Source organism: Paenibacillus sp. JNU01, from assembly GCF_059130585.1.
In genome coordinates this window covers 4,053,741-4,077,941 of the sequence record NZ_CP169723.1, presented here as the reverse complement: position 1 = coordinate 4,077,941, position 24,201 = coordinate 4,053,741, and the positions used below count along the sequence as shown (strand labels likewise).

The following is a 24,201-nucleotide window of genomic DNA, read 5'->3' as shown; positions in this document are numbered from 1 at the left end:
CTTAAAACCAGCGTTTCCATATCGCTGCAATTCTTGTACCCACACGGATCATGAAGCGTGGCGTTACCCAATATTTCAGGAGCGGCCTAAACATCCAGCGGAACAACTTGCCGAAAGGTACCAAACATTGCAGTACCAGCCTGCCCAGGAATAATAGTATCGCAATTACAAAACCGAATAATACGCGAATTAACTTATAAATTCCTTTAGCCGGCATAACGATCAGGATGTTAAGGATATGTCCACACCAATGAATCAGCGTTCTTGCGAGTTTAATTAACATTACCACAAAACGCTGGGTTGTAACACTTAAAAGCCAAAAATAGAAACAAACCCCTATAATCAGCCCCAAAAAGACATAAAACCGCAACTGTCCGTGGTTTCCGGCGTATAGCATCCGAAAAACGAACAGCGCGGAAGCAACCCAATACAACAGATCGAGCGTGTGAATACTCCATCTCGGAAACCGCAGCTGTCCGGACAGTACCCGGTAACTGTCGTAGGCCATTCCCATCACGACCCCCGAAGTAAGCATCCACATCAATGTGATCCATTGAGTATCCGGACTCATCGGAACATCTTGCCGAACAGGCCTTTACTATTCTTGTTCTGGGAACCGGGGTCCAGATATTGCAGAGAGCTAACTGTGCCTTCAATGGATAAGAGACCTTCCTCCAGGCTCAGGTTTTTGATATGTAAATTGTGCCCTCGGATGGTCAGATGCCCAAGTTCAGTCTGCAGCAAAAATTCCTCACTGTCGAAGCTCTCCACGTTGGAGACACCCGTCAGATCCAGCAGTTTCCGATTCTGCATGCTCAGATGATGCTGTTTGGCCTTACCGTGCTCAACCATGGCATGTACCCCTCCTTCTTACACCTAGCTTATGGATGTGGAGGTCGGAATAGAACCAGCGTTGTTGAACAAATAACCCGTCTTCCAGTAAAAACAAAAACGCCCTTCCCTGTGACAGGAGGACGTTTCGATTCAACTTGCATTGAATGCATATTCATACCAGATGTACTGTTACCAGTTCATCCCGTTATCCTTGGCGATCGGCTCTTCCTTCACCAAGGTGTAGAGGCTGCTCGCCTCATCCTTCTTGGTACTCTCGGCAATTCGTTCCACCTTCACGGTGACCAGTTTCTGACCGAACTGAACCGTCAGCTCATCGCCCACTTTGACATTGGCGCTGGGCTTTGCTTCACGTCCGTTCACCAGAACACGTCCCTGTTCAGAGACGTCCTTGGCCACAGTGCGGCGTTTGATTAGCCGGGAGACCTTCAGGAATTTATCAAGACGCATTATTTTACGGCTTCTTTAAGTTTGTTGCCTGCTTTGAATGCAGGAACAGTGGACTCAGGAATCACGATTTCATTCCCTGTTTGTGGGTTACGTCCGGTACGACCGGAACGTTTGCGGGTCTCAAAAGTGCCAAAGCCGATCAATTGTACTTTGTCTCCGCTGGCAAGTGCATCTGTAATTTCTCCCAAAAAGCCGTTCAATACGGACTCAACGTCTTTTTTAGTCAAACCACTTTTGGTTGAAATGTTGTTAATCAGATCTGTTTTGTTCATTTTTAAAAGCCTCCCAAATTGAAAAAAAAGTATCTGCGAATCCCTGACAATACATTGATTGCCGCTGATTCGCGTTAGGTCACTACACATGTATTCTGGCTTGGCATCTGAAATCCTGCCTTGGTCCGCGACTTTTTTAGCTTTTTTGTCGATGGTCGGCAGGGAACAGTCTAAGACCAGTACCCGAAACTATCCATGACTAAACATCAATCCAGTCATTACAGTTGAACACATGTTCGTATTATCATAACATACTGCATAGCATGATGGAATAAGGCTAATAGGTATTTTCCAGAAAATTGAACCCGTTATAATCCTGCCTTCTTCGCTTCCTGCCAGAATTGCTCCATCTCTTCCACATTGCTATCTGCTGGTGTTCTTCCCTGTTCATGAAGACGCTCCTCAATATATTGGAAACGCCCAATGAATTTGCGGTTCGTCGCAGCAAGTGCCTCTTCCGGGTCCGTATCGATGAATCTTGCAACGTTCGCGGCTGCGAATAATAAATCACCCAGTTCGAGCTTCCGTTCTTCCGCAGACTGGCCTTGTTGCACCGCTTCTTTCAACTCTGCGAGTTCTTCCTCGATCTTGGCAAACACACCGTCAACATCATCCCAGTCAAAGCCAACTTTGGCTGCTTTCTTCTGTAGCTTGTATCCCTTCATCAGTGCAGGCAAGTCACGCGGTATACCATCCAGCACGGAAACCTTCTGCTGGTCCTGACCTTTGCGCTTCTTCTCCTCTGCTTTCATCTGTTCCCAGTTCTGAAGAGCTTCATTCGCATCTTCTGCCTGATGTTCTCCAAAAACATGGGGATGACGGAAGATTAGCTTATCATTCAACCCTTCGATGACATCATAGACATTAAATGCGCCCACTTCTTCTTCCATCTGGGAATGCAATAAAATCTGCAGCAGCAGGTCACCCAGCTCTTCTTTCATATGATCAGGGTCATCCTCATCGATTGTCTCAATGACTTCATAGGTCTCTTCAATCAGGTTTTTGCGAATGGACTGATGCGTCTGCTCCTGATCCCATGGACAGCCACCCGGGCTGCGAAGAATATTCACGATCTCATGCAAACGTGCGAAGGATCGGCGACGCAGGGCATCATCGGTGTTCTTCGGTACATAGATCAGTGACAGATTGCCGTACCCTTCGATCCGGTCCAGTTCGTGTAGCGGAATTTTGTGAATGATCTCCTGGCCCTGTACACCCAGTGCATGACCGACAAATACGGGATAGTCATCCGGGTAAACTTCCATCAGGCACAGCTTCACGTCCGAAGCAGTGAACACATCATAGACTTGTCCGATCAACGTATGTAGCTGTGGTTGTACCAGTTCTGTATTCAAGCTGCTGGCATCCAGGAGTTGAAAGCCTTCAATAGGATCAAATCCAAGCCGTATAAAGGCTTCGTCCAGAAAGCTTTCTCCACCCATTACACGTAGTGAAATGCCCATTTGCGGACAGCGTTCTTTGAGCAGTCGCACACTGGCTTCTGCCACCATGGGATGACCGGGTACGGCATACACAATCTCCGTTCCAGCCTCACCCTTGCGAGCAGCCTCGATCAATTGGTTCGCGATCTCATCATACACCTCGGGGAAGGAGGACTTCGCCTCATAGATCGCATCAAACGAGGTCATCTCCAGCCCCTCTTGCTTCAGATCATTCAATACAGGATGATCCAGGGTACGTACATACAGCGTAGCTGCATGTTTCATTTTTTTGATAATACCTACGGTCAGTTGGTCTGCATCTCCTGATCCAAGACCCACTACGGTTAAAGCTGCACTCATTACGTAAACCTCCATCCGGACTATCCTGCCCAGGCTCACTCATTCAGCGTGCCTGATCAGGACTAATTACACGTATTATACCAGAATCATTCGATATCCTATAATTGCATATTGGCTGTGCTGAATGCAGAAGCACCGTGAGCATGAAGCTAGCGCAGCACACGCAGTCTGCGCAGCAGCTTGGCCAGGCGAGGCCCCAGCTTGGGCACAGCCGCCAGCTCCGCTGCGGTCAGTAGCCCTGTCCGGGCCGCCGCCAGCAAGAACACGGCCGAGCCTGCGGCAATGCCCAGCAGGCTCACGCCCATTGCGGCCAGCCTGCGGTAAGCCGCGATACCCATGCCGCCGAGTACCGCTTCGGCGGCCAAGGCCATGCCTACCGCCGCCAGACTCATGGCGGCGATCACCAGCGCCGGCTTCGCCAGGACGGCGCCAGGGGCAGGGCGCAGGGCGACAAGTCGCGCCAGCAGCGCCACATTCAGGCCAGCCGCCAGCATGTAGGCGACTGCGCCTGCCAGAGCCGCGCCGCTGATGCCCAGCGCCGGCACAAGCATAACGTTCAGCAGCGCCTTGACGCCTGCGGCGGCCAGCATGCTGAACGCGGGTGCGCGCACGGCGCCGAGGCCTTGCAGCAGCGCCGCCGCAATAATGCTGACGGTGCTGCCCGCAGCCGTCAGCGCCATGTACCGCAGTGCTTCGGTGCCTGCGGCATCTCCGTACAGCATGCGGTTAATCGGCTCGGCCAGCACCGCGAGACCCGCGGATGCCGCCAAGCCGATCAACCAAAACCAGCGCAGCGCGAGGCCTGCTTGCTGCCGAACGGCTTCTGGCCCGCCCTTTAACCGGGCTTCCGCCATCGCCGGAATAAACAGCACAGACAGTGACGTAGCCAACATCGTCACCAGTTGAACCAGCGGCAATCCGCGGTTGTAAATGCCGAAGGAAACCATCGATTCGAGTTCATCCAATCCTTCTCCCCGCAGAAGCCGTGGCACGGTGAAGGTGTCCACCAGATTCATCAGTGGTACGGCAAGCGACCCGAGACAGACCGGAATGGCGTACATGAGCAGCATCCTGATCCATTCAGCATTGGATCGAGATTGGTCTGCCAGAGCGGGGTTAATGGAACTCACCGTTTTCATCTGTGGCGTAACCGATCTATTCTCCTGATGCTCATGAGAATCTGATCCAACCTCTCTGCCGTTACTGCTTCTTCCCAAATCCAATGGTCCGGTTCCCTCTTCCCTACGTTTCCGCCGATGACGGACCATGTACCCTAACATCGTTAACAGCCCGACCATTCCGCCAGCAACGGAGCCCATCATGGCTCCAGCGGCAATCGTCTCAAGCGAAGCGTCTCGTCTCATCAACCATACAAGCAGAACAATCATGACGGTGACACGTATCGTCTGCTCCACCACTTGCGATACCGCTGTTGGGACCATCTGCTGTAACCCCTGGAAATATCCACGCAGTCCCGTCATCACCGGAACGAACAACAACGCCCATGAAGCTGCACGAATCGATGGAACCACATGTCGATTGCCAATCATGTCAGCGATTAGCGGCGCACCTGCATACATCAAGAGCGCCATAACAAGTCCTATTCCCCCGAGCAGCACGGAAGATAACCGGATAATCCTCCTGCTCTCGTCCGGTCTCCCCAGTGCATTCTGCTCTGCTACGAATTTGGATACGGCCAGAGGCAGCCCGGCAGCAGCAAGCGTAACAATGAGCATATATAACGGATACACCGTATTGTAAATGCCAAAAACACCGTCTCCCCCCAGATTCTGCAACGGAATCTTTTGAAAAGCACCAATGATTTTGGAGATAATGGCGGCAAGCCCAAGAACAAATGCACCCTGTAGCAGCCTTGAGCCTGTAGACGGCTGTTTCATAAGTCCCTCCTGCATAATCCTTTTAAGCATACCTTGTTATTATACCTGCCTGAGGGCATACAGACTAACTCTGCATCATGACACTTGTCTTAATCAATGCCTTCCCCTTAAAATGCAAAAACTCCCGCATGCCCATGTCAGGGCACCAGGAGTTGATTTGCTATCTATTGTTCCATTTGCTTGCCAAGGAAACCAGCAGCTGTCTCGGACATCTTCACTTCCATCTGAGACATCTTCACCGATTCATCCTTATTGAACAGGATAACCGTTCCGATGGGGTCACCACCTGAAATAATCGGCGCAATAACAAATGATGATAACGTCTCGTCATGATCTTTGCTAAGCTCATAGGAACCGTTGTTTGTTTCCAAAATGGTCTTTCTGTTTTCCATACAGCCCTCTAACAGTTGACCTACCTGCTTGTCCAAATACTCTTTTTTGGAACCACCTGCCACCGTGATGATCGTATCCCGGTCGGAAATCATCGTTACATGACCCGTACTCTCATACAGGGATTCTGCATATTCTTTGGCAAAATCACCAAGTTCGCCAATTGGCGAATATTTTTTAAGGATAACTTCTCCATCACGATCCACGAAAATTTCCAATGGATCACCTTCACGAATACGTAACGTACGGCGAATTTCTTTTGGAATGACCACACGACCAAGGTCATCTATACGGCGGACAATACCAGTAGCTTTCATTTCACATGTTGCCCCACTTTCTCGAGAAGATTTTTCAACTACTGTTCCTTAATGGGTAGAGGAAAGTCCCAGAACGTTTAGTGTGATATCTTGACCATAGTATTCATCTGTTCCCATTTCCTTATACATGCTTCGGAGAATATAGTTGTGTAACTTTCGAAGAAGACGACCATGTACCCATACAGCCTGAATATATACAAGAAGAAGCAAGAAGGAGGTCCTAAGTCCTCCCCTTGCTTCTCTGTATGGTTGTCCATATTTACGTAGTACAAGAAATATTCGGGCAGAATTAACCCTGAACGTGTGCTAACACAGCATTACTTACTGCTTGTACCTTCATCTGTAGTTGCATCTTTGTCTGTTCCAGTCGTACCTTGGTCCGTCTTGGTATCTGTACCTTTGGAGTCATCCGTTTTTGGTTCGGTTGTTTTCTCTCCTTCAGTTCCTGTACCCGTTGTACCCTCAGTTGTACCTTCAGTCGTGCCTTCTTCAGCTTTTTCTGTTTTTGGCAATTTAACTTCTTTTACGATTTTGTCCAATTCATTTTGCATGAACGTATCAATCTCAGCAGCTGCCAATTGGCTCTTCAGACTTTCTTTTTGCTCAGCTGTCAATTTGGTGAAGTCCGCTTCCGTACGAGCTTCCACTTTCATGATGTGGTAACCATACTCCGTTTCAACCGGATCACTGATTTTGTTCAGTGGCAATGTTTTTGCAGCTTCCTTGAATGCCTCTACCCAGCTGCCTACAGGTGTTTCTTCGTACAATCCACCTTTTTCAGCAGAACCTGGATCTTCGGAATATTCTTTTGCAATTTTAGCAAAATCAGCTCCGCCATCCAATTTCGTTTTTACTTCTTTTGCAATTTTCAATGCATCTTCTTTTTTACGCTCTTTTTGCGTTTTTGGATCTGTGAAGTTAATCAACACGTGGCGAACAGAAGCTGTTGTGAACTGATCTTTGTTTTTCTCAAACTCAGCCTTAACTGCATCTTCCGTAACGCCTGTTTCTTTGTCTTTAATAACTGTCATGATGCGAGTCATGTAGTTTTTAATGTTATCGTCTGTCAGGTTCTGAGCTTTCAGCATCTCAGTCCATTGATCTGCCTGTACAGAAGCTTTCATTTTATCGAATTGCTCGGTTGCCGCTTTGGAACCTGCTGTTTTGGCTTCCTCACTTGCTTTGCCACTCAGATATTCATAAGCAACTTCCTGTTTCACCAAATACTCTTTGAAATCGTCCATATCCATCATTTGTGCATACTCCGGATAGAGGAATTTCATGACACGTTGCTCCATGTCGAATTCATTGGCTGTAATGGTACCACCATCATACGTAGCGACTACAGCACTCGTATCCGTCGATTCAGGTGTTTTTGCTTCTTCCTTCTTGCCACATGCAGCAAGCAGTGATAAGGATAGTACTGCGACCATGCTCACAGACAGTACTTTTCCTACTTTTTTATACTTTGGTAACATCTTTTAGTTCCCCCTTTGATTTAAAAGCCGTCTTCATGGACTCCAGAATTTTCTCTACCAGCTCCATCAGTTGCTTATCCCCAAGCCCCTTGCCTTTAGCGTGAATCAGCATATGGGGTCCTTGTTCAAATTGTACACGTCTTTCGAACTGATTTCCAATGTGCGCGATTTTCGAGAGTTCAAAGGCATGTTCACGCCCTTCATAAAACTTCACGGTAATGTCCTCACCACGTTGGGAAATGGACTCAATACCGTAAATTTTGCCGTATACTTTCATCCGCGCAACAGCCAGCAAGTTAATGACGGCTTCCGGAAGATCACCGAACCGGTCAACCAATTCGTCTTCCAACTCCATCGCATCGTCAAAGGATGCAATGACCGCCACTTTTTTGTAGATCTCAATCTTCTGAATACTGTCATAAATATAATCGGACGGCAAGTAGGCATCGATACTGAGATCCAGCGTTGTGTTCCACTGGTCGGAAGGTACCGGCTCTTCGCCAAGCATCGTAACTTTGCGTTTGTTGATCTCCTCTGCAAGCATCTGAGAATACAGATCGAACCCGACGGAAGCGATGAATCCATGTTGCTCTGCGCCTAGCAGATTTCCTGCACCACGGATCGACAAGTCACGCATGGCAATTTTGAATCCTGAACCCAGTTCGGTAAATTCTTTGATGGATTGCAGACGCTTCTCAGCAACTTCTGTAAGCACTTTATCCCGTTGGTACGTAAAATAGGCATACGCAATACGGTTGGAACGCCCCACACGTCCGCGCAGCTGATACAGCTGGGAGAGCCCCATTTTATCCGCATCATGTACGATTAGTGTATTTACGTTCGGAATATCTACCCCGGTCTCGATGATACTTGTGCTCACAAGCACGTCATATTCACCATCTAGGAAGTCCAGAATCGTTTTCTCCAGCTCTGTTTCCGACATCTGACCATGTCCCACACCAACCTTGGCTTCAGGCACAAGTTCAGAAATTTCGGCAGCCATCTCCTGGATTCCCTGAACACGGTTGTAGAGGTAATACACTTGCCCGCCACGAGCAAGCTCACGTTCAATGGCTTCACGAACAAGCGCCTGGCTGTGTTCAACCACATAGGTCTGTACCGGGAAACGATTCTCTGGCGGAGTCTCAATAACGGACAGATCACGCACACCCAGCATGGACATATGAAGCGTACGCGGAATCGGCGTTGCCGTTAGCGTCAGCACGTCCACATTGGTTTTCAGCTTCTTCAGTTTCTCCTTATGGGTTACTCCGAAGCGCTGTTCTTCATCAACAATGAGCAGTCCCAGGTCCTTGAACACCAGATCCTGCGACAGCAATCGATGCGTTCCGATGACAATATCTACTGTGCCTGCTTTGATGCCTTTGGCAGTTTCATTCTGCTCTTTACGGGAGCGGAACCGGCTAAGCACATGAATGTTGAACGGATAACCGGAGAACCGCTCACGGAACGTCTCAAAATGCTGCTGTGCCAGAATCGTTGTCGGAACGAGTACAGCCACCTGTTTGCCTTCAATAGCTGCTTTGAATGCAGCCCGAATAGCCACCTCGGTTTTTCCGTAACCCACATCCCCACACAATAAACGGTCCATTGGACGGTTTTGTTCCATGTCCTTCTTGATTTCTTCGATCGCACGCACCTGATCACGTGTCTCATCGTAAGGGAACATGTCCTCAAACTCCTGCTGTTCTGCAGAATCCTTGTCGAATCCAAATCCTTTGGAGGTCTGACGCTCTGCATACAGCTTGATCAGATCATCAGCAATATCCTGCACGGATGTGCGGACTTTATTTTTAACCCGTGTCCACTCATTGCCGCCCAGCTTGTATATTTTCGGTTCTTTTTCTTCGGAACCCACATATTTCTGAATCAGATCGATCTGCTCAATAGGTACAGACAGTTTGTCTCCACCGGCATAGAGAATATGCATGTAGTCCTTATGAATACCGCCAACCTCGAGGGTGCCGATCCCAAGGTACTTACCAATCCCGTGGTTCTGGTGAACGACATAATCGCCCACTTTTAGCTCGCTATAGGATTTGATTCGTTCCGCGTTGTCTACATTCCGAATCGGTTTGCGTACTTTACGCTGTTTTTGCGAGAACATCTCGCCCTCGGTCACGACAGCCAAATGAATGGACGGCATTTCAAATCCCGTTTGCAAGTTACCGATCATCATCTCTGGCTCTGGAATATCATAGTCCATCAATACCCGGCGCATTCGGTCGAGTCGTTCCTCACCGTTCGCCAGCATGAGCACTTGAACTCCGGCCTTATGCCAGCGCTCCATCTCTGCCTTCAGTACGTTCATCTGTCCATGGAAATCCTGCATGCCACGACTGATGAAGTTCAGAATGTTCTGTGGTTGGGTGTGTGGAACTTGGCGCAAAAAGATCGACATAAACAGCGTCTGGAATGGACGCTCATACAAGAGTTCATCACCGTCTGCGGATAATGGAAGATCCGGAAGTGTTTTTCCGTTTTGCATCAAATGCAGGTTCCACTCCGATTCATCACGGTCCAGCTGTTTTGATGTCTCTGATAGTCTGGCAGGCTCATCAAGGACCAGCAGGGTATCTTCTGGCATATAGTCGTAAATCGTTTTGTTCTCCGGATAGAGCGGAGAAATATATTTATACATTTCGGAGAAATACACGTGCTCCCGCAAAAGCTCGATCTCCCGGTGAATTTCTTCACGAAGGCGCAGCTTCGCCTGCCGGTCCGTCATTTTCTCCAGCTGTTGCTCCAGCAAAAGAGCAGCCGCATCGGCAGCCTTTTCCATCCGTTCACGATCTGCAATTAACTCCTTGCATGGCAAAACCGTAATCTCTTCAATTCGTTCAATCGAACGCTGATCGGCTGGATCAAATGTCCGAATGGAATCGATTTCGTCATCAAATAACTCCACTCGATATGCAATCGATGAAGTAACCGGATAGAAATCGATAATACCTCCGCGTACACTCATCTCACCACGAGATTCCACGCGCTCCACACGCTCATATCCGAGCTTTACCATCTCCAGCAGGAAGGAGTCCAGTTGGAGTGTGTTACCTTGTTTAATTAAAATTCGAGCATTGGCCATCACTTCCGGAAGCGGAACATAACGTCTTACCCCGGAAAAAGGAATAACAACAACGCCCCTGAATCCCTGGGCGCAGCGGACCAACACATCAATACGCTGACCCAATGTTTCCGGGCTGGAAACAGCAGCTTCAGCAGCGACAAGTTCGTTGGCAGGATAGATTAACACCTGATCAGGTGAAAGCGCTTCCTGTAAATCTTCTGCAATTTTTTGAGCTGAAAACATATTGTGCGTTACTACGAGCAATGGTCGGTTCATTTCCTGATGCAGAGCTGCCAGCATAATCTGACGCGCCGAGCCGGATAGACCCGAAACCAATTGTTCCTTCATGCCGGACTTGATTCCGGCTGTAATGGACCCGAAGTCCGGATCTTTGGAAAAAGCCTGTATAAGTGCTTGTAACAAAAGGGGCACCTCTCTTATAACTTACTTGATTATCTCACGCATACGCGTAGTATCACTAATAAAATGGATACAAATTCCTTTTTGTCCTGTTTCATCATAAAGGATTACTCGCAACATTGCCACATCTGTTGATGTGGCGGGACCTAGTGTGGAGATAGCAGTGTATTTCATGCCAACTGAAAAGAAGCCTCAGCAGGCTGCCAAGGCTATAAAAGGTGGAGCGTTATTACGCAACCGCCCTCAACTGTCATTCGATCCTGTACGGGCGATGTCTACTGAAGCGGACTCGCGAGCAGGCTAAGCTCCGGATTGTGCTCCAGGGCTTCCTTACAGTAATCACATGTAATCCGAACGGTAATGTCACCACCGGAATTATACGCTATTATATCCCTCCGCTCGTCGGGGGTCAAGAAATGAAAGCCGAGCTCTGCTTCCGTTATCCGGGCAGAATCGATTCGTCCGATAAAGGTACGGCAATGCCTACATACGTAATTCACTGACATGTTTATGCCTCCTGAACATGGTTTATACGTCCAGTATGTCCAGTATGGCTGAATCGAACCCGTCTTTTTGATCATTTTACCAGGTTGTTTTACAACATTATCCGTTAAACTTCGCCATTGTTTGTTCAAACGTATGAGTCAAGCTATGCTCCAGAGCATCACATGTTTGCTCAATGGTCTGATCCAGGGCTTCCTTTTCTTTCTTCATGAATGTCGACAGTACATAATCGACAATGGCATGTCCTGGTTCAGGACGGGATATTCCCATACGTACCCGGTTAAACTGCTGTGTACCGGTATGCTGAATGATGGACTTGATCCCATTATGCCCGCCAGCACTCCCTTGATAACGCAATCTGACTTTGCCAATCTCAGTATCCATGTCGTCGTATACAACAATCAGATCTTCAAGACTAACTTTATAAAAATCCATATACGCCCGAACTGATTCACCAGATAGGTTCATATAAGTCATTGGTTTAATCAGCACGGTTTTCACACCGCCAATATGGCCTTCTCCAATCAGCGCCTTACATTTACTCTGTGTAATGGAGATACTATGACGATCAGCCAACCGGTCGAGTGCCATAAAACCGATATTATGACGGGTTTTGGCATAGTTCGAGCCTGGATTTCCAAGTCCGACAATCCACTTCATCTTGTTCCCTCCTTCGGATTAGCCTGAGGTGAGGCATAGACTTCGAATGTTATATTTCATATAATATCAGGAAAGTAAAGTTACGATTTACTGTAGTATTCACAGTTAATATTTTATCAACCCAGGAAGGTGAGCGGGTTTTGCGCGAAGACAACGGACAACTGACTCAACATAGCGATTTTATCTATCATCTCGAATATCACGTACCTGTACAGGTATACGACCGCGACACCCATATTGAGATTGGACTCATCACCCGTTTTGATAATCAATTTGTCGAAATTGCCGAAACACTTTTTCATCGGCGGCGTTTCCGATTTATCTCCCGCCCCGGGTATTAACCATATTAAGATGAACGAACCATTTTACACTGGATCATTGCGTGTGCAGAAACATCTTGCGTTGTAAATGAGTAGTTCAACTTATATGGATTGACCAGGGTCTATTTTCACTTTTAATAAAACGGCACGCCGACAGGGGTTACATTTTCCATTGAACCGGAAAACGTAACCCCTCTACTACTTTATGCAGACGTCCTTATTCAATTTCAAACAGCTTGCTGATTGACAATTCCTCATGAACCCGGATAATGGCTTCTCCGAGCAAAGGCGCTACAGACAACACTTTGAGTTTGCTTGTCGGATTAGCATGCGTAATTGGAATGGTATCCGTTACGATGACTTCCTTCAATGGTGCATTCTCCAAACGTTCCATCGCAGGTCCGGACAATACCGGGTGAGTACAGCACGCGTATACTTCTTTTACGCCGCCTTCCATCAGAGCATTCGCTCCCAGTACAATCGTTCCCGCCGTGTCAATAATGTCATCGATCAGAATGGCTGTTTTGCCCTCGATATTACCAATAATGTTCATCACTTCGCTCACATTTGGCTCAGGACGACGTTTATCGATAATGGCCAGGGGTGCATTCAGGAAATCAGCCAGTTTACGTGCACGCACTACGCCACCGTGGTCAGGCGACACAACAACCGGATTTTCGATCTGTTTCGACCGGAAATATTGAGCCAGAATCGGCACGCCGAGCAAATGGTCAACCGGAATGTCGAAGAATCCCTGAATCTGCATTGCATGCAAGTCCATCGCGATGACACGCGTTGCACCCGCTTTTTCAATCAGGTTAGCAACCAGTTTCGCTGTAATTGGGTCACGCGAACGTGCCTTGCGATCCTGTCTTGCATAGCCGTAGTAAGGTATAACAACGTTAATCGTCTTGGCAGATGCCCGTTTGAGTGCATCAATCATCACGAGCATTTCCATCAGGTTATCATTAACCGGCAAGCAAGTGGACTGCACGATGTAAACGTGACAGCCCCGAACACTCTCGGAGAGTTTCACTTGAATCTCGCCATCACTAAAGCTGGTCGTGTGGGATTCCCCCATAGGGATCCCGATATAATCAGCAATTTGATGGGCAAGCTTGGGGTTAGAATTGCAAGTAAATATTTTTAATTTCGAATCAAAATAAGTCATAAAATAAAAACCCTCCGTGCTGGTTCATTGGAATCTATAAGCGTCTGCGACATGTCGGCACCTCCCGGATCTTCGGGAGGCAATCTTGTTATCAAAACCCCTTATTGGGGTTTGGCATTTTGTTTCTTGGCTTTGGCACGTCCGCGAATCTTCTCCGCATAACCAGGTTTATTCTCCTGACGTGGACGAGCAATGGCCAGATCATTCTCGGGAACGGAATGGGTAACGGTAGAGCCAGCAACGACATAAGCGCCTTTTCCTACCGTAATTGGTGCAATCAGATTGACGTTGCTACCTACGAAAGCATCATCTTCAATCGTCGTTACAGCCTTATTATAACCATCATAATTGACAGTTATTGCCCCGCATCCAACATTTACGTTTTTCCCTACTTTGGCATCCCCAATATAGCTGAGATGAGATACTTTGGAACCTTCGTCAATTGTAGCATTTTTCACTTCAACAAAGTCACCAATTTTTACGTTGCGACCCAGTTTAGTTCCTGGACGCAAATTAGCAAATGGACCAACCGTTGCATCAGAACCCACTTCGGCATTGGATAACACCGAATGTTTGATTGTAACTCCGTCCTGAATAACGCTGTCTTCCACATCTGCCTGAGGACCAATATGACATGCTTCGCCGATCGAAGTTGTGCCTTTGAGAATTGTCCCCGGATACAATACTGTATCTGCTCCAATCGTAACATCCGCTCCGATATATGTCGATGACGGATCAATGATTGTAACACCGTTCAACATATGACGTACAGCGAGACGTTCACGCATGAAGGCTTCTGCTTGCGAAAGTGCCAATCGATCGTTAACCCCGATGGATTCCGCGATGTCATCCGACATGTAAGCCTCAACCACATCTCCATCATTACGCAAAATGCCGATTACGTCTGTGAGATAATATTCTCCCTGAGCATTCTGGTTCGTTACTTTATCCAGCGCAGCGAACAATTTTGTATTATCGAAGCAGTATGTGCCTGTGTTAATCTCATTCACAGCATCTTCCTGTTCGTTGCAATCCTTTTGTTCTACGATCCGCTGTACGGAACCATCTTCTCCACGTATTACTCGGCCGTAGCCTTTGGGATTGTCCAACTGAGCCGTAAGTACTGTAGCTGCCGCCCCGCGACTCTCATTGTGATTCATCAGACCTTCCAATGTCTCACGAGTCACGAGCGGTGTATCCCCACAGACCACAATTGTGGATCCTGCTTCGCCGCCAAGCAAGGATTTAACTTGCTGTACTGCATGTCCTGTGCCCAGTTGTTCCGCCTGGAGTGCATACTCCGCCTTGGAACCTAAAAATGACTGCACCGCTTCGGCACCATGGCCGACAACTACCACACTGCGTTCAACGCCTGCGCTGAGTGCTGCATCCAGCACATGTCCAACCATAGGTTTACCGCATACGGGATGCAGTACTTTGTACAATTTTGACTTCATTCGTTTGCCTTGCCCTGCGGCAAGAACGATTGCCATTCGTTTCAAAGTTAACGACCTCCTGTTCTGAAAAACCCATTGAAATGCATTGCTTATCTATATCCAATGAGTACCGTTCAGCCGGCTTCACGCCGGTCTTGTTCATCGCCTGCTGTCTCTGTAATCACACGTAACAACGCGGACACCAACGAAATGTGACCTATATGTATACGCCGTGTACCTGCGAGCTTAACCGAATCCCAATGATTCCTAAGATGCCGCCCTGCCACCAAGCGCACGATGCGCTTTTTATTCTCTGCTAATAAACTCAATACTGAATATATCTTATTCCGATCAAAAAGAAAAGAGAGCCATAAGACATGGCTCTCTTTTCCTTCGAACCCCAATAATGTTCTCAGGCACCTTCTTCAATGACTTCTTCCTCAGTTGCAGCACGATCGTATTCAGTCAGAACTGCTGCCTGAATCTTCTCACGCGTACCGGAAGAGATCGGGTGGGCGATATCACGGAACTCTCCATCAGGAGTGCGCTTGCTCGGCATAGCAACAAACATTCCGTTGTTACCATCAATGACACGAATGTCATGAACGACGAATTCGTTATCGATGGTAATGGATGCGATAGCCTTCATTCTCCCCTCCGAGTTAACACGGCGGAGTCTGACATCCGTAATTTGCATGTGTGTGTTCACCACCTTTTTCCATCAGAACTTGGTGTATAATTCCACACGGCATATACGAACTCCTTCTTTTTATAACCATAAAAATTTCCTAATTTCAGGAATTTTTTTATTTAATACACAATTCGACAACGTTAGTGCCAGGTCGATGGAAAAGACCCTTTAACGACATAACATTCGTCATCTTTCTACAGGTCAAAATAGTTGCCAGGCTTGACGGAAATCTGTCTGCTCTTGGCATCAACCGCTGTCAGCTTCGCGAGAGATACGTAATCGGTTAACAGCCGTTCTTCTGAATCTACAGAACCAGATTCCACCAGTACCCCTACCCCGGCAACTGTAGCATTAAACTCGGCCAAAAGATCGATCATTCCTTGCACCGTACCCCCAGCCTTCATGAAGTCATCTACAATAAGTACTCTGGAATGCTCACGCATCGCCCTACGAGACAGGGACATGGTATGCAGACTTTTATGGGACCCGGATACATAATTGATACTTACGGCCGATCCTTCTGTAGCCTGATGGTCCCTGCGTACGAGCACGACAGGCAGGTTAAGCTGGGCTCCGGTCGCATAAGCCAGTGGAATTCCTTTGGTTTCTACCGTCATAACCACATCAATATTCATATTGCCAAAGGCCGTTGCAAAGATCTTGCCGGCTTCATTCATCAATGCGGGCTGACCAAGCAAGTCGGACATGTACAGGTATTCTCCAGGCAAGATCCGATCAGGTTGCGCGAGCTGGGTCGAGAGCCGTTCCGCAAATGCAAGTGCCAGTTCTCGGGATACCTTCGGAATCCACCTTACTCCCCCGGCTGCTCCAGCCAGTGTATGCAGTTCTCCTGAGCCACCTTCTTCGAACACTTCCTTGATAATCGCCAAATCTTCACTAATTGAAGACTTTGCGGCACCATAACGTTCGGCAAATGTGGTGAGCGGAATAACCGTATGCGGTCTGGACAATAAGTATTGCGTCATTTCAACCAGCCTTGCGCTTCGTTTTAACTTCTTCACAGAGATCCATCCTCACGATCACGGAAACATCTAAATCCGAATAATTATTTAAAAATATACCACCTTTATACGTGTTTGTACATTATAAAAGCGAATTTCATGTCAACATACGTACAGCGTACACTTCTTTACAGAAACCACGCAGGCCATTGTATATCCGGGCAACCTTGGATTCTTTGGAGACCAGTCCAAATACCGTTGGACCACTACCAGACATCAACACACCGTCTGCGCCCAACCGAATCATGGCATCCTTCAGATGCTGAACTTCCGGATACAGCTTCAACGTTACATCTTCAAGCACATTGCCCATCTGGTCACAGACTTCCGTAAAGGATTGGTTGCGAATCGCCTGTTCCATTTTAGCCGCACTCGGATGACGAACAATCTTGTCACTGCGGAACCGTCCGTATACATCGGCTGTAGACACATTGATTGGAGGCTTGGCCAGAATTACCCAACATTGCGGCGGATTAGGAATGGGAGTCAACTTCTCACCACGGCCTGTAGCGAGTGCAGTCCCTCCTGTGATACAGAATGGAACATCCGAACCGAGTTCAGCTCCAAGCTCCTGCAGTTCGTGATCCGGTATATTCAATCTCCACAGACGGTTCAATCCACGCAGAGCTGCTGCTGCATCGCTGCTGCCTCCGGCAAGGCCGGCTGCAACTGGAATCTTTTTATCCAGATGAATATGGACGCCCGTACGTACGTTATAGCGCTCCTTAATCAGTCTGGCTGCCTGGAAAGCCAGATTCTTCTCGTCCAGCGGGATATAACCCGCCTGACTAGAGATGAAAATGGTATCTCGCGGCAGCTCCGACATTTCCAGCCGATCAGCAAGATCGACCATGGTCATGATCATTTCAACTTCATGGAATCCATCGCTTCTTTTATGTAAAACGTCCAGCATCAAATTAATTTTAGCAGGCGCTTTTTCGTAAATTTTCAAGGCGTTCACCCGTCCTCACCTTTTCCCTAAGACAACTTAACATATTATATCAAAATGGGGCTGTCAAGTCATTTCTATTCCGCATCTAAGGGGAAAAAGCGGGGTTGTCCCTGACGGATTTCCCCACTTTTCAATCTGCTTGAACCGGATTAAGATTTGCGGGCAGCCTGCTCAGCAAGTTGAATGGCTCTTTTCACCATGTTTCCTGCATCCTTGGCTTTGATTCCACCCCAACCTTCCTGTTGGACCGTATCATAGAAGCCCAGGTCTTTCGCGAGCTCATTCTTCAGATCCTCGGACATGACACTTCTTCTTCTGCGACTCATGAACCATCCTCCTCCAAAGTATCCATCATAATGTAATGAGTTCGTTCACGTTTTGGACATCTTGCATCAGGCCAATTGAAGTTTCCTTCATTGCTTAAGAAACTGCCCTTCACCTGTCCATATAGTATGCCGCGACCACCCCTCACTCATTCCTGCGTATGTATGGGTTACCTTAGAAGATAAATGGGTGATTTTGTAGACATAAAAAAGCGATCCACCCAAGGGGCGAATCGCCTGTACAACGATACTTACGTCTCCATATAGGAGCTATGCGTCTGGCTGCCCGGGTCAAAAACCATGACTTCCACCGATTCCGTAAGTATATCCGCATAACTATAAGATACTCGCTTGAAGGTTTCTTGCTCTTCATCAAGCTTAACAATAAAAACAGAAGGGTACGTTTCTTCCAATACACCCGTACGCTCAATGGTCTTACGGCGGCCACCATTAGCCCGCAGCATAATCTTCTGACCAATATGTGCATCGAGATTGCGTTTGATATCCAACAGCGTGTTTTTAGCCATTGTCGACGACCACCTCTTTTCTTGTCCATTATACCGGATTTTACAGTCATTGTCAAATCAAAACTAATTATTATATCAGCATCAAAAAGTTGTTGTCAATGAATTTTTTTGCAAACAAAAAAAGCCCCAAATTGGGACTTTAAATGGCCTACATCAGACTGCCGACGGGTTCACTTTTAGCGTAGATAAATCATTCAGCCCCGGCAGGCCTACCCGGTAGCTCCCCCGTGTCTCTACACCACCCACACCTTGGCTACCACTGATCGTATTGTGCAGCACATCATTCATGTTGACCGTTTCCCGTACCGATGTGAAGGAAGCCTTGGCTGCCACGTAGACCGGGTCAAGTGCATGAATGAGGATTCTGCCTGGAGAACTGGCAAAGTTCGCTCCAGCGCGCAGCAGTGCCTCAAAATGGGACTGACAGGCCCCTGCCACAATAGTGAGTGCATCCAGATGGCGTTCATATTGTCTGGCCACCTGAATGGCCGCCACAAAATTTTGCGAGTTCTTATAACTACCAAGACTATATAAGTCATAGGGCTGACGTGTCTTTAACACCCCGTCATGACCCGTAATGACCACGATATCTGGACGTACTTTGGGTAATAAACGGTATAAGGTATCTGCCATTGCCGATTCATGAACGTATTGTCCCTCTGCGGGAACACGAAGTTGCTCATAGAGATCCATACTTTTTTTCAAATAGTTCGGATCACCATCCAGATGAAGCACCTTTCCCGGCATTTCAAAATAAGCCGGCTCCTGTTGAGCAGACCAGTCCTGTACCAGACCTTCACGATTCCGCTCAGCCTGTTCCATACGAATCTGTTGCAGGCGGGAAAGGGTCTGATGTGCTTTAATATGCGCCTGTCTGGTCTTGGCGCTTTGCGGTTCGTAAGGAACCTGTATCAAATCGTCCACTGGGGAATCGGCAAGCAGCCGGAACTCAGTCCCTTTAATGACCGCAGCATCCAACTGAAGGCCTTCCACCCGAAAAGTCACATCGCCGCCGTATGACTTCCGAACGACCAAGTCTCCGATATTCATCAACGTAATCACCTCTACCCCATCGTATGGGCAGAGACCCGGTTTGGTTCATTCGAATTTTATAATGCTGCGCGTACCCCTGCTTCCCACATTACGGTGCTGAGTGTAGCATACTCCTGCAGACTTAACGTCTCTCCGCGTCGGGATGGTTGGATACCTGCCTGCTCCAGCAGAATGTCTGCCTGTTCCCGGTTCTCCTTTGTGAAGAAACGTGCCTTCAGGTTGTTCGAGATTGTTTTTCTCCGTTGGGCAAAAGAAGCCTGTACCACTTCGAAGTAGTGTGCTTCATCGGGAATCTCAACTGGTGGTTGCTCACGAACCTTCAGCTTAATGACAGCTGATTCCACATTAGGTTGGGGAATGAAGACCGTCGGTGGCACAATACACACAAGCTCAGGAATACTGTAGTACTGAACTGCGATGCTCAGACTGCCGTAGTCTTTCGATCCTGGTGCAGCAGCCATGCGTTCAGCCACTTCTTTTTGGATCATGACAACAATGCTGTCCACTGGCAGCTTCTCTTCCAACAGTTTCATCATAATTGGAGTCGTTACATAATAAGGCAGGTTAGCCACAACACTGACTTTGTCCACCGATGCAAAATCGCTTTGGAACAGTTCAGCCAGATCAAGCTTCAGCACATCACCATGATGCACACGTACATTCGGATAAGGCTGCATCACTTCTCCCAGAATGGGAATCAAGCGCTGATCAATCTCTACGGCTGTGACAGGACCCGCTACCCGGGCCAATCGTTCCGTAAGGGCTCCAATACCCGGTCCGATCTCTAAAGCGCCCTTGGACTCGTCCAAATCGGCTGCATTAACAATTTTGTTCAGTATATTTTGATCGATCAAAAAGTTCTGACCTAGACTTTTCTTAAATGAGAATCCGTGTCTTTGAATAATTTCTTTGGTTCGCTTGGGCGTTGCAATTTCTATCGTCTCTTCCATATCCTTCATATTCTCACAATCCTTCACGTTCAATTTGCGCTAATGCTGTAGAGAACTCTTCCCGTGTAATCTGAAATACACCGAGACGTTTGTGGAACTGCTTACCGTTACAATATCCGATACCCAGCAGATTGCCCATCTCCATGCGACGTGCAGCAGCCTGCGGATGCACAATAAGTCCTGCCGCGATCAGGTCCTCCCAATCGATCAGGCTAGGAGCGCCTTCGTATGAAGTATGTACGCGTGCCAGAGCATGACGGATCGCCTCCGGTGAGGCATTCTCCACCCCAATATCCCCTTTGCGTGTGGCATCGGCTTCCGGAATGAAAGCATGTTTGCAACCAGGCACCTTATTCGCAATGATTTTACGAATGCGTTCGCCAGCATGATCCGGATCTGTCAGTACAATGACTCCCCGTCTCTCCTGAGCAAGCGCAATCCGCTTCAGAATGCGTTGGTTAATGGCTGATCCACCTGTTTCTATGGTATCGGCTTCCACGGCCCGACGGATGGCTACCGTATCATCACGGCCTTCCACCACAATGACTTCTTTTATCATGTTCCATTTCTTCCTTTCTAACGCAAAAAGAAGAGGAATATCCTCTTCTCTGCCAAACGGCGGGGGAGACTGAATTCAGACCCCTCCGCCGCATATTCCGCATGAATTATTCATGCAACTATTTTATAGCATTCCCATTTCAAAGTAAAACGATTTTAGTTCGCTTCCGGCTTCACCGGACCGATCACGTAGACCGTCTTGCCTTTCTTGCGTCCAAAATTCAGGGCATGCTTCACACTGTCATAATATACGTCAATTTTGTTGCCTTTAATGGCACCGCCTGTATCTTCCGCACGACGGAATCCCAGACCTTCGATATATACCCACCAGCCAATTGGAATGACTTTGGGATCAACCGCGATGGTGCGCCCTTCCGTTACACGAGTACCGGAAGCTGTTTTGGTTCCAATGCCAGGCTCTTCGGAAGAGTAGGCAGTCATGGATACATTCTTAAGTACTTTGGAGTATTTAAAAGAAGTCCCGGATACGGTAATCACTTTGCTGCCCGAGGCAGATGTTTTCTTCGAGTTCGTTGTTGTAGCCTTCTTCGTTGTTGAAGTTTGAGCTGATACGGTCTGAATCTCTGGTTTTTTCACAACAGGTTTTGCTTTGGTGCCGACAGCAATCACTTTATCTACACGATTATTCGCGACAGATTTGCCGACCATTTTTTTGGAGACCAATTCTCCATCCTGAAATACCTTTTCGATGTGCTGTACAAGTGTGCCTTCTTTGCCGTTCACAACGACACGGTTATCCCCTTTGTACAAGCTAGGGTCAGCCGTTTTAATTACTTTGTAAGCGATTGGTTGTTCTACATCCACTGTACGCTTTGTTACGCGCACTACACGGATCTTCATATCTGCTTTGATCGCAGTTCCAAGCGCTGGATACACCTTATCATTACTTTCAACTTGAATACCTGATTTTTGAATTGCATCTTCTACGGATGAATCCGTTGTATACAGAGTCTTGGTGTCTCCGTCTGCCGTAATGTTAACTGGAACGGCCCGCTCAATAACGATTCGGTCTCCATCTGTAATCGCCCCGTTCATGGACATGGATACCTTGTCGTGAGGGCTGACTGTGATCGACTGCTCCTCCAGCATTTCCTGAAGCATTCCTGTACGAGTCTCTACCACCTGAGCTTTGCCATCAATAACCAGTGAAATTTGTTTCCCGGCCTGACCGTAAACGACTAACAAGATCATGATTGTAAGCGCAATTGAGAAAATCGCGATCAATGCCATTTGACGCATGTTCTCATGCTTCCACCGCAACGCGAAAGACTTACTGGATGATCGTGACTCATGGGTCTCTTCTGGTTGGAATGTGCCCACTTCTCCGTCCTCCTTCATAGCCTCGCCGTCTAAAGTAACGCATGATGTCTTTGACGTGACTATACCAAATTTTCTACAGAACACAGATCGGACCAACTGATCGGTTCTGCACCATGAATCAATCTTCGCAACATGATGTCATCCTCCTGAATACCTACCGTATGATGACAACATTTCTTTTATTCAAAAACAAAAAAGCCAAAGAAAGAGTGTAAGAGGAACTCTTTCGTGGCTTCCGAATGATTTTGAATATCGGAAATTCATGCACGAGGTTGCCTCTCTTTTTCCGCTTGCGAGGTTAGCTGTCGGGTTCGGGCGAAAGAGAGCCGCCCTATCTTGGGTCCCCCGCTCATGGCGGACGCCCTTGAATTCACCCCGAGACCCAAAGAAGAAATCAAATACGGCTTCGCAGTTCCCTTCGCTGCTTTTGGGTCAGCGAACGTTGCGCATCGGCCAAATACACCGATGTTTAAGCCCTATTGGTTCCCCCGCTCTCCGTTAACGGAGACTCAGCGAGACTGATTCATGAAAGTAATGTTGTTTCATCGGAAAGTGTCCCTTTGTTCATCCCCCGAACATCTGTCCAATTTTCCGCACAACAATTCACTGAAAAGATGATATCCTGTTTTGATGCATGTTGTAAAGCGTTGATCAAGTACGTTTTTCTGAATATTTGGTTAAAATATTGTAATATTCTTGATTTATTTGGATCAAAGGGCAAATTAACTCCGCTTACCTGCCTTTTTCACCTCATTTGCTCGTTTTTTTAACGAATTCCAAATCGTTCCATGGCATTTTTGGTGGTTATTGCAGCAATTTCCTCCACCGAAATGCCTTTAATTTCCGCAGCTGCCTCTGCAACCAGACGTACATGCGCTGTCTCATTTCGTTTCCCGCGATAAGGGTGAGGTGTCAAATACGGAGCATCGGTTTCAATGAAAAATCGGTCCATCGGAACCTTCGCCAGCACCTCTTTGGGTTGCTTTGCGTTTTTGAATGTAATCGGTCCTCCGAAGGAGAGATGGAAACCCATATCGAGACAACTTTTTGCTGTTTCCCAGCTGCCCGAGAACGAATGCATCACACCACCAACTTCACTCGCCTTCTCTTCACGCAAAATTCTTATGATATCCTCATGTGCATCCCGATTATGGATGACAATCGGCATGTTCACTTCACGCGCCAAGGCAATTTGTTGTCGTAATACGCGATGCTGTATTTCCTTCGGTGAAGTATCCCAGTGATAATCCAATCCAATCTCACCGATTGCCACCACTTTTTCATGCTTACATAAAGATGCAATCCACTCCAAATCCCCTTCCTGCATTGTGATCGCATCTACGGGATGCCAACCTACAGCTGCATATATAAAGTCATACGTTTCAGCGAGTTTCATTGTCGTTGGAATTGTCTCCCGGTTAAAGCCAATGTTGATCATGCGACCAACTCCTGCATCCACAGCACGCTGAATCATCTCCTCGCGGTCCTCGTCGAATTGTGGTGCATCCAGATGTGTATGTGTGTCGAACAGCATCATGTCTGTATCTCCCTTCATGTCGAAATAACGACTATCTTCTTTTAAAAATTTAATTGGTGAAATTCAAATTTTTCAATGACTCATACATAAAACATTTTGGGCAATCTGTATATTACATCATTACGTTTGTTTCTTCACAACTACAATATATAGAAGATATAAGGATATTCTGATCTACATATTGCTGAT

24 protein-coding genes and 1 riboswitch are annotated in these 24,201 nt (G+C 47.4%); of the genes, 1 reads left to right on the top strand and 23 read right to left on the bottom strand.

All coding sequences use genetic code 11. From position 1 onward, the window contains the following. Position 1 precedes the first annotated feature (1 nt). The 11 genes from yabQ to pth form a co-directional block, all read right to left on the bottom strand. Entirely contained in the window at positions 2–571 is a 570-nt protein-coding gene (gene yabQ, locus NLBNIHML_RS17675; RefSeq protein WP_105602442.1) for a spore cortex biosynthesis protein YabQ, read from the bottom strand. Then, positions 568–852 (bottom strand): sporulation protein YabP, encoded by a 285-nt coding sequence (gene yabP / locus NLBNIHML_RS17670; protein ID WP_105602444.1) that lies wholly within the window; start codon positions 850–852, stop codon positions 568–570. The genes yabQ and yabP overlap by 4 nt, the downstream gene beginning before the upstream one ends. A gap of 171 nt (positions 853–1,023) precedes the next feature. Then, positions 1,024–1,302 (bottom strand): RNA-binding S4 domain-containing protein, encoded by a 279-nt coding sequence (locus NLBNIHML_RS17665; RefSeq protein WP_124118808.1) that lies wholly within the window; start codon positions 1,300–1,302, stop codon positions 1,024–1,026. Further along, the gene (locus tag NLBNIHML_RS17660) at positions 1,302–1,574 is read right to left on the bottom strand and encodes an HU family DNA-binding protein (protein ID WP_017691362.1); all 273 of its coding nucleotides are present in this window, start codon (positions 1,572–1,574) and stop codon (positions 1,302–1,304) included. The genes NLBNIHML_RS17665 and NLBNIHML_RS17660 overlap by 1 nt, the downstream gene beginning before the upstream one ends. A 308-nt stretch (positions 1,575–1,882) precedes the next feature. Continuing rightward, positions 1,883–3,376 carry a bifunctional methyltransferase/pyrophosphohydrolase YabN gene (yabN, locus tag NLBNIHML_RS17655; RefSeq protein WP_472475345.1) on the bottom strand — a complete coding sequence of 498 codons (1,494 nt, stop codon included), beginning with the start codon at positions 3,374–3,376 and terminating at the stop codon, positions 1,883–1,885. A 149-nt stretch (positions 3,377–3,525) separates the two neighbouring features. Next, complete coding sequence (locus tag NLBNIHML_RS17650) at positions 3,526–5,274, bottom strand: putative polysaccharide biosynthesis protein (RefSeq protein WP_494352435.1); 1,749 nt, start codon at positions 5,272–5,274, stop codon at positions 3,526–3,528. Positions 5,275–5,438: 164 nt separating this feature from the next. Continuing rightward, positions 5,439–5,981, bottom strand: coding sequence for a stage V sporulation protein T (gene spoVT / locus NLBNIHML_RS17645; RefSeq protein ID WP_036606123.1), 543 nt, complete (start codon positions 5,979–5,981; stop codon positions 5,439–5,441). A gap of 317 nt (positions 5,982–6,298) precedes the next feature. Continuing rightward, positions 6,299–7,459 carry a peptidylprolyl isomerase gene (locus NLBNIHML_RS17640; RefSeq protein WP_253428888.1) on the bottom strand — a complete coding sequence of 387 codons (1,161 nt, stop codon included), beginning with the start codon at positions 7,457–7,459 and terminating at the stop codon, positions 6,299–6,301. Then, on the bottom strand, positions 7,443–10,970 hold the full coding sequence (mfd, locus tag NLBNIHML_RS17635) for a transcription-repair coupling factor (RefSeq protein ID WP_339304979.1): 3,528 nt from the start codon (positions 10,968–10,970) through the stop codon (positions 7,443–7,445). Before mfd ends, NLBNIHML_RS17640 begins: the two co-directional genes overlap by 17 nt. Before the next feature lie 272 nt (positions 10,971–11,242). Next, a complete protein-coding gene (fin, locus tag NLBNIHML_RS17630; RefSeq protein ID WP_253428884.1) occupies positions 11,243–11,473 on the bottom strand; it encodes an anti-sigma-F factor Fin in 231 nt (76 codons plus the stop codon). Between the two features lie 97 nt (positions 11,474–11,570). Further along, positions 11,571–12,131: an aminoacyl-tRNA hydrolase gene (pth, locus tag NLBNIHML_RS17625; protein ID WP_253428882.1), complete on the bottom strand. Its 561-nt coding sequence runs from the start codon at positions 12,129–12,131 to the stop codon at positions 11,571–11,573. Positions 12,132–12,271: 140 nt separating this feature from the next. Between pth and NLBNIHML_RS17620 the strand changes: the two genes are divergently transcribed. Then, the gene (locus tag NLBNIHML_RS17620) at positions 12,272–12,472 is read left to right on the top strand and encodes a hypothetical protein (protein WP_494352434.1); all 201 of its coding nucleotides are present in this window, start codon (positions 12,272–12,274) and stop codon (positions 12,470–12,472) included. A 196-nt stretch (positions 12,473–12,668) separates the two neighbouring features. Here NLBNIHML_RS17620 and NLBNIHML_RS17615 read toward each other — a convergent pair whose 3' ends face one another. The 12 genes from NLBNIHML_RS17615 to NLBNIHML_RS17560 all read right to left on the bottom strand — a co-directional run bounded on the left by NLBNIHML_RS17615 (position 12,669) and on the right by NLBNIHML_RS17560 (position 24,012). Further along, positions 12,669–13,622, bottom strand: coding sequence for a ribose-phosphate diphosphokinase (locus tag NLBNIHML_RS17615; RefSeq protein WP_017691370.1), 954 nt, complete (start codon positions 13,620–13,622; stop codon positions 12,669–12,671). A 101-nt stretch (positions 13,623–13,723) separates the two neighbouring features. Next, complete coding sequence (gene glmU, locus NLBNIHML_RS17610; RefSeq protein ID WP_446723770.1) at positions 13,724–15,115, bottom strand: bifunctional UDP-N-acetylglucosamine diphosphorylase/glucosamine-1-phosphate N-acetyltransferase GlmU; 1,392 nt, start codon at positions 15,113–15,115, stop codon at positions 13,724–13,726. A gap of 355 nt (positions 15,116–15,470) precedes the next feature. Next, on the bottom strand, positions 15,471–15,755 hold the full coding sequence (gene spoVG, locus NLBNIHML_RS17605; RefSeq protein WP_017691372.1) for a septation regulator SpoVG: 285 nt from the start codon (positions 15,753–15,755) through the stop codon (positions 15,471–15,473). Positions 15,756–15,943: 188 nt separating this feature from the next. Next, positions 15,944–16,771 (bottom strand): pur operon repressor, encoded by an 828-nt coding sequence (gene purR, locus NLBNIHML_RS17600; protein ID WP_017691373.1) that lies wholly within the window; start codon positions 16,769–16,771, stop codon positions 15,944–15,946. A gap of 97 nt (positions 16,772–16,868) precedes the next feature. Continuing rightward, complete coding sequence (gene ispE / locus NLBNIHML_RS17595; protein ID WP_026081373.1) at positions 16,869–17,723, bottom strand: 4-(cytidine 5'-diphospho)-2-C-methyl-D-erythritol kinase; 855 nt, start codon at positions 17,721–17,723, stop codon at positions 16,869–16,871. A 149-nt stretch (positions 17,724–17,872) separates the two neighbouring features. Beyond that, a complete protein-coding gene (locus NLBNIHML_RS17590) occupies positions 17,873–18,049 on the bottom strand; it encodes a small, acid-soluble spore protein, alpha/beta type (protein ID WP_017691375.1) in 177 nt (58 codons plus the stop codon). Positions 18,050–18,297: 248 nt separating this feature from the next. Further along, positions 18,298–18,573, bottom strand: a complete 276-nt coding sequence (gene veg, locus NLBNIHML_RS17585; protein ID WP_053778931.1) for a biofilm formation stimulator Veg — start codon at positions 18,571–18,573, stop codon at positions 18,298–18,300. 153 nt (positions 18,574–18,726) lie between these two features. Continuing rightward, the gene (yabG, locus tag NLBNIHML_RS17580) at positions 18,727–19,623 is read right to left on the bottom strand and encodes a sporulation peptidase YabG (RefSeq protein ID WP_339238925.1); all 897 of its coding nucleotides are present in this window, start codon (positions 19,621–19,623) and stop codon (positions 18,727–18,729) included. Between the two features lie 59 nt (positions 19,624–19,682). Next, a complete protein-coding gene (gene rsmA / locus NLBNIHML_RS17575) occupies positions 19,683–20,585 on the bottom strand; it encodes a 16S rRNA (adenine(1518)-N(6)/adenine(1519)-N(6))-dimethyltransferase RsmA (RefSeq protein WP_339238924.1) in 903 nt (300 codons plus the stop codon). Between the two features lie 4 nt (positions 20,586–20,589). Continuing rightward, positions 20,590–21,135, bottom strand: coding sequence for a ribonuclease M5 (rnmV, locus tag NLBNIHML_RS17570; protein ID WP_150364162.1), 546 nt, complete (start codon positions 21,133–21,135; stop codon positions 20,590–20,592). Between the two features lie 155 nt (positions 21,136–21,290). Then, complete coding sequence (locus NLBNIHML_RS17565; RefSeq protein WP_339258163.1) at positions 21,291–22,475, bottom strand: resuscitation-promoting factor; 1,185 nt, start codon at positions 22,473–22,475, stop codon at positions 21,291–21,293. Positions 22,476–22,746: 271 nt separating this feature from the next. Continuing rightward, positions 22,747–23,000, bottom strand: a riboswitch (cyclic di-AMP (ydaO/yuaA leader). Positions 23,001–23,241: 241 nt separating this feature from the next. Beyond that, positions 23,242–24,012, bottom strand: a complete 771-nt coding sequence (locus NLBNIHML_RS17560) for a TatD family hydrolase (RefSeq protein WP_494352433.1) — start codon at positions 24,010–24,012, stop codon at positions 23,242–23,244. Positions 24,013–24,201 lie beyond the last annotated feature (189 nt).

Coding starts and splice junctions, on each gene's coding strand:
- yabQ (WP_105602442.1), bottom strand. CDS start 571: ATGAGTCCGGATACTCAATGGATCACATTGATGTGGATGCTTACTTCG.
- pth (WP_253428882.1), bottom strand. CDS start 12,131: ATGAAGTGGATTGTCGGACTTGGAAATCCAGGCTCGAACTATGCCAAA.
- NLBNIHML_RS17665 (WP_124118808.1), bottom strand. CDS start 1,302: ATGCGTCTTGATAAATTCCTGAAGGTCTCCCGGCTAATCAAACGCCGC.
- rsmA (WP_339238924.1), bottom strand. CDS start 20,585: ATGAAGGATATGGAAGAGACGATAGAAATTGCAACGCCCAAGCGAACC.
- NLBNIHML_RS17590 (WP_017691375.1), bottom strand. CDS start 18,049: ATGAGTCGCAGAAGAAGAAGTGTCATGTCCGAGGATCTGAAGAATGAG.
- fin (WP_253428884.1), bottom strand. CDS start 11,473: ATGTCAGTGAATTACGTATGTAGGCATTGCCGTACCTTTATCGGACGA.
- veg (WP_053778931.1), bottom strand. CDS start 18,573: ATGGCTAAAAACACGCTGTTGGATATCAAACGCAATCTCGATGCACAT.
- yabP (WP_105602444.1), bottom strand. CDS start 852: ATGGTTGAGCACGGTAAGGCCAAACAGCATCATCTGAGCATGCAGAAT.
- yabN (WP_472475345.1), bottom strand. CDS start 3,376: ATGAGTGCAGCTTTAACCGTAGTGGGTCTTGGATCAGGAGATGCAGAC.
- glmU (WP_446723770.1), bottom strand. CDS start 15,115: ATGGCAATCGTTCTTGCCGCAGGGCAAGGCAAACGAATGAAGTCAAAA.
- NLBNIHML_RS17650 (WP_494352435.1), bottom strand. CDS start 5,274: ATGAAACAGCCGTCTACAGGCTCAAGGCTGCTACAGGGTGCATTTGTT.
- NLBNIHML_RS17640 (WP_253428888.1), bottom strand. CDS start 7,459: ATGTTACCAAAGTATAAAAAAGTAGGAAAAGTACTGTCTGTGAGCATG.
- NLBNIHML_RS17560 (WP_494352433.1), bottom strand. CDS start 24,012: ATGATGCTGTTCGACACACATACACATCTGGATGCACCACAATTCGAC.
- spoVT (WP_036606123.1), bottom strand. CDS start 5,981: ATGAAAGCTACTGGTATTGTCCGCCGTATAGATGACCTTGGTCGTGTG.
- NLBNIHML_RS17615 (WP_017691370.1), bottom strand. CDS start 13,622: ATGACTTATTTTGATTCGAAATTAAAAATATTTACTTGCAATTCTAAC.
- rnmV (WP_150364162.1), bottom strand. CDS start 21,135: ATGATAAAAGAAGTCATTGTGGTGGAAGGCCGTGATGATACGGTAGCC.
- spoVG (WP_017691372.1), bottom strand. CDS start 15,755: ATGCAAATTACGGATGTCAGACTCCGCCGTGTTAACTCGGAGGGGAGA.
- yabG (WP_339238925.1), bottom strand. CDS start 19,623: ATGAATATCGGAGACTTGGTCGTTCGGAAGTCATACGGCGGCGATGTG.
- NLBNIHML_RS17660 (WP_017691362.1), bottom strand. CDS start 1,574: ATGAACAAAACAGATCTGATTAACAACATTTCAACCAAAAGTGGTTTG.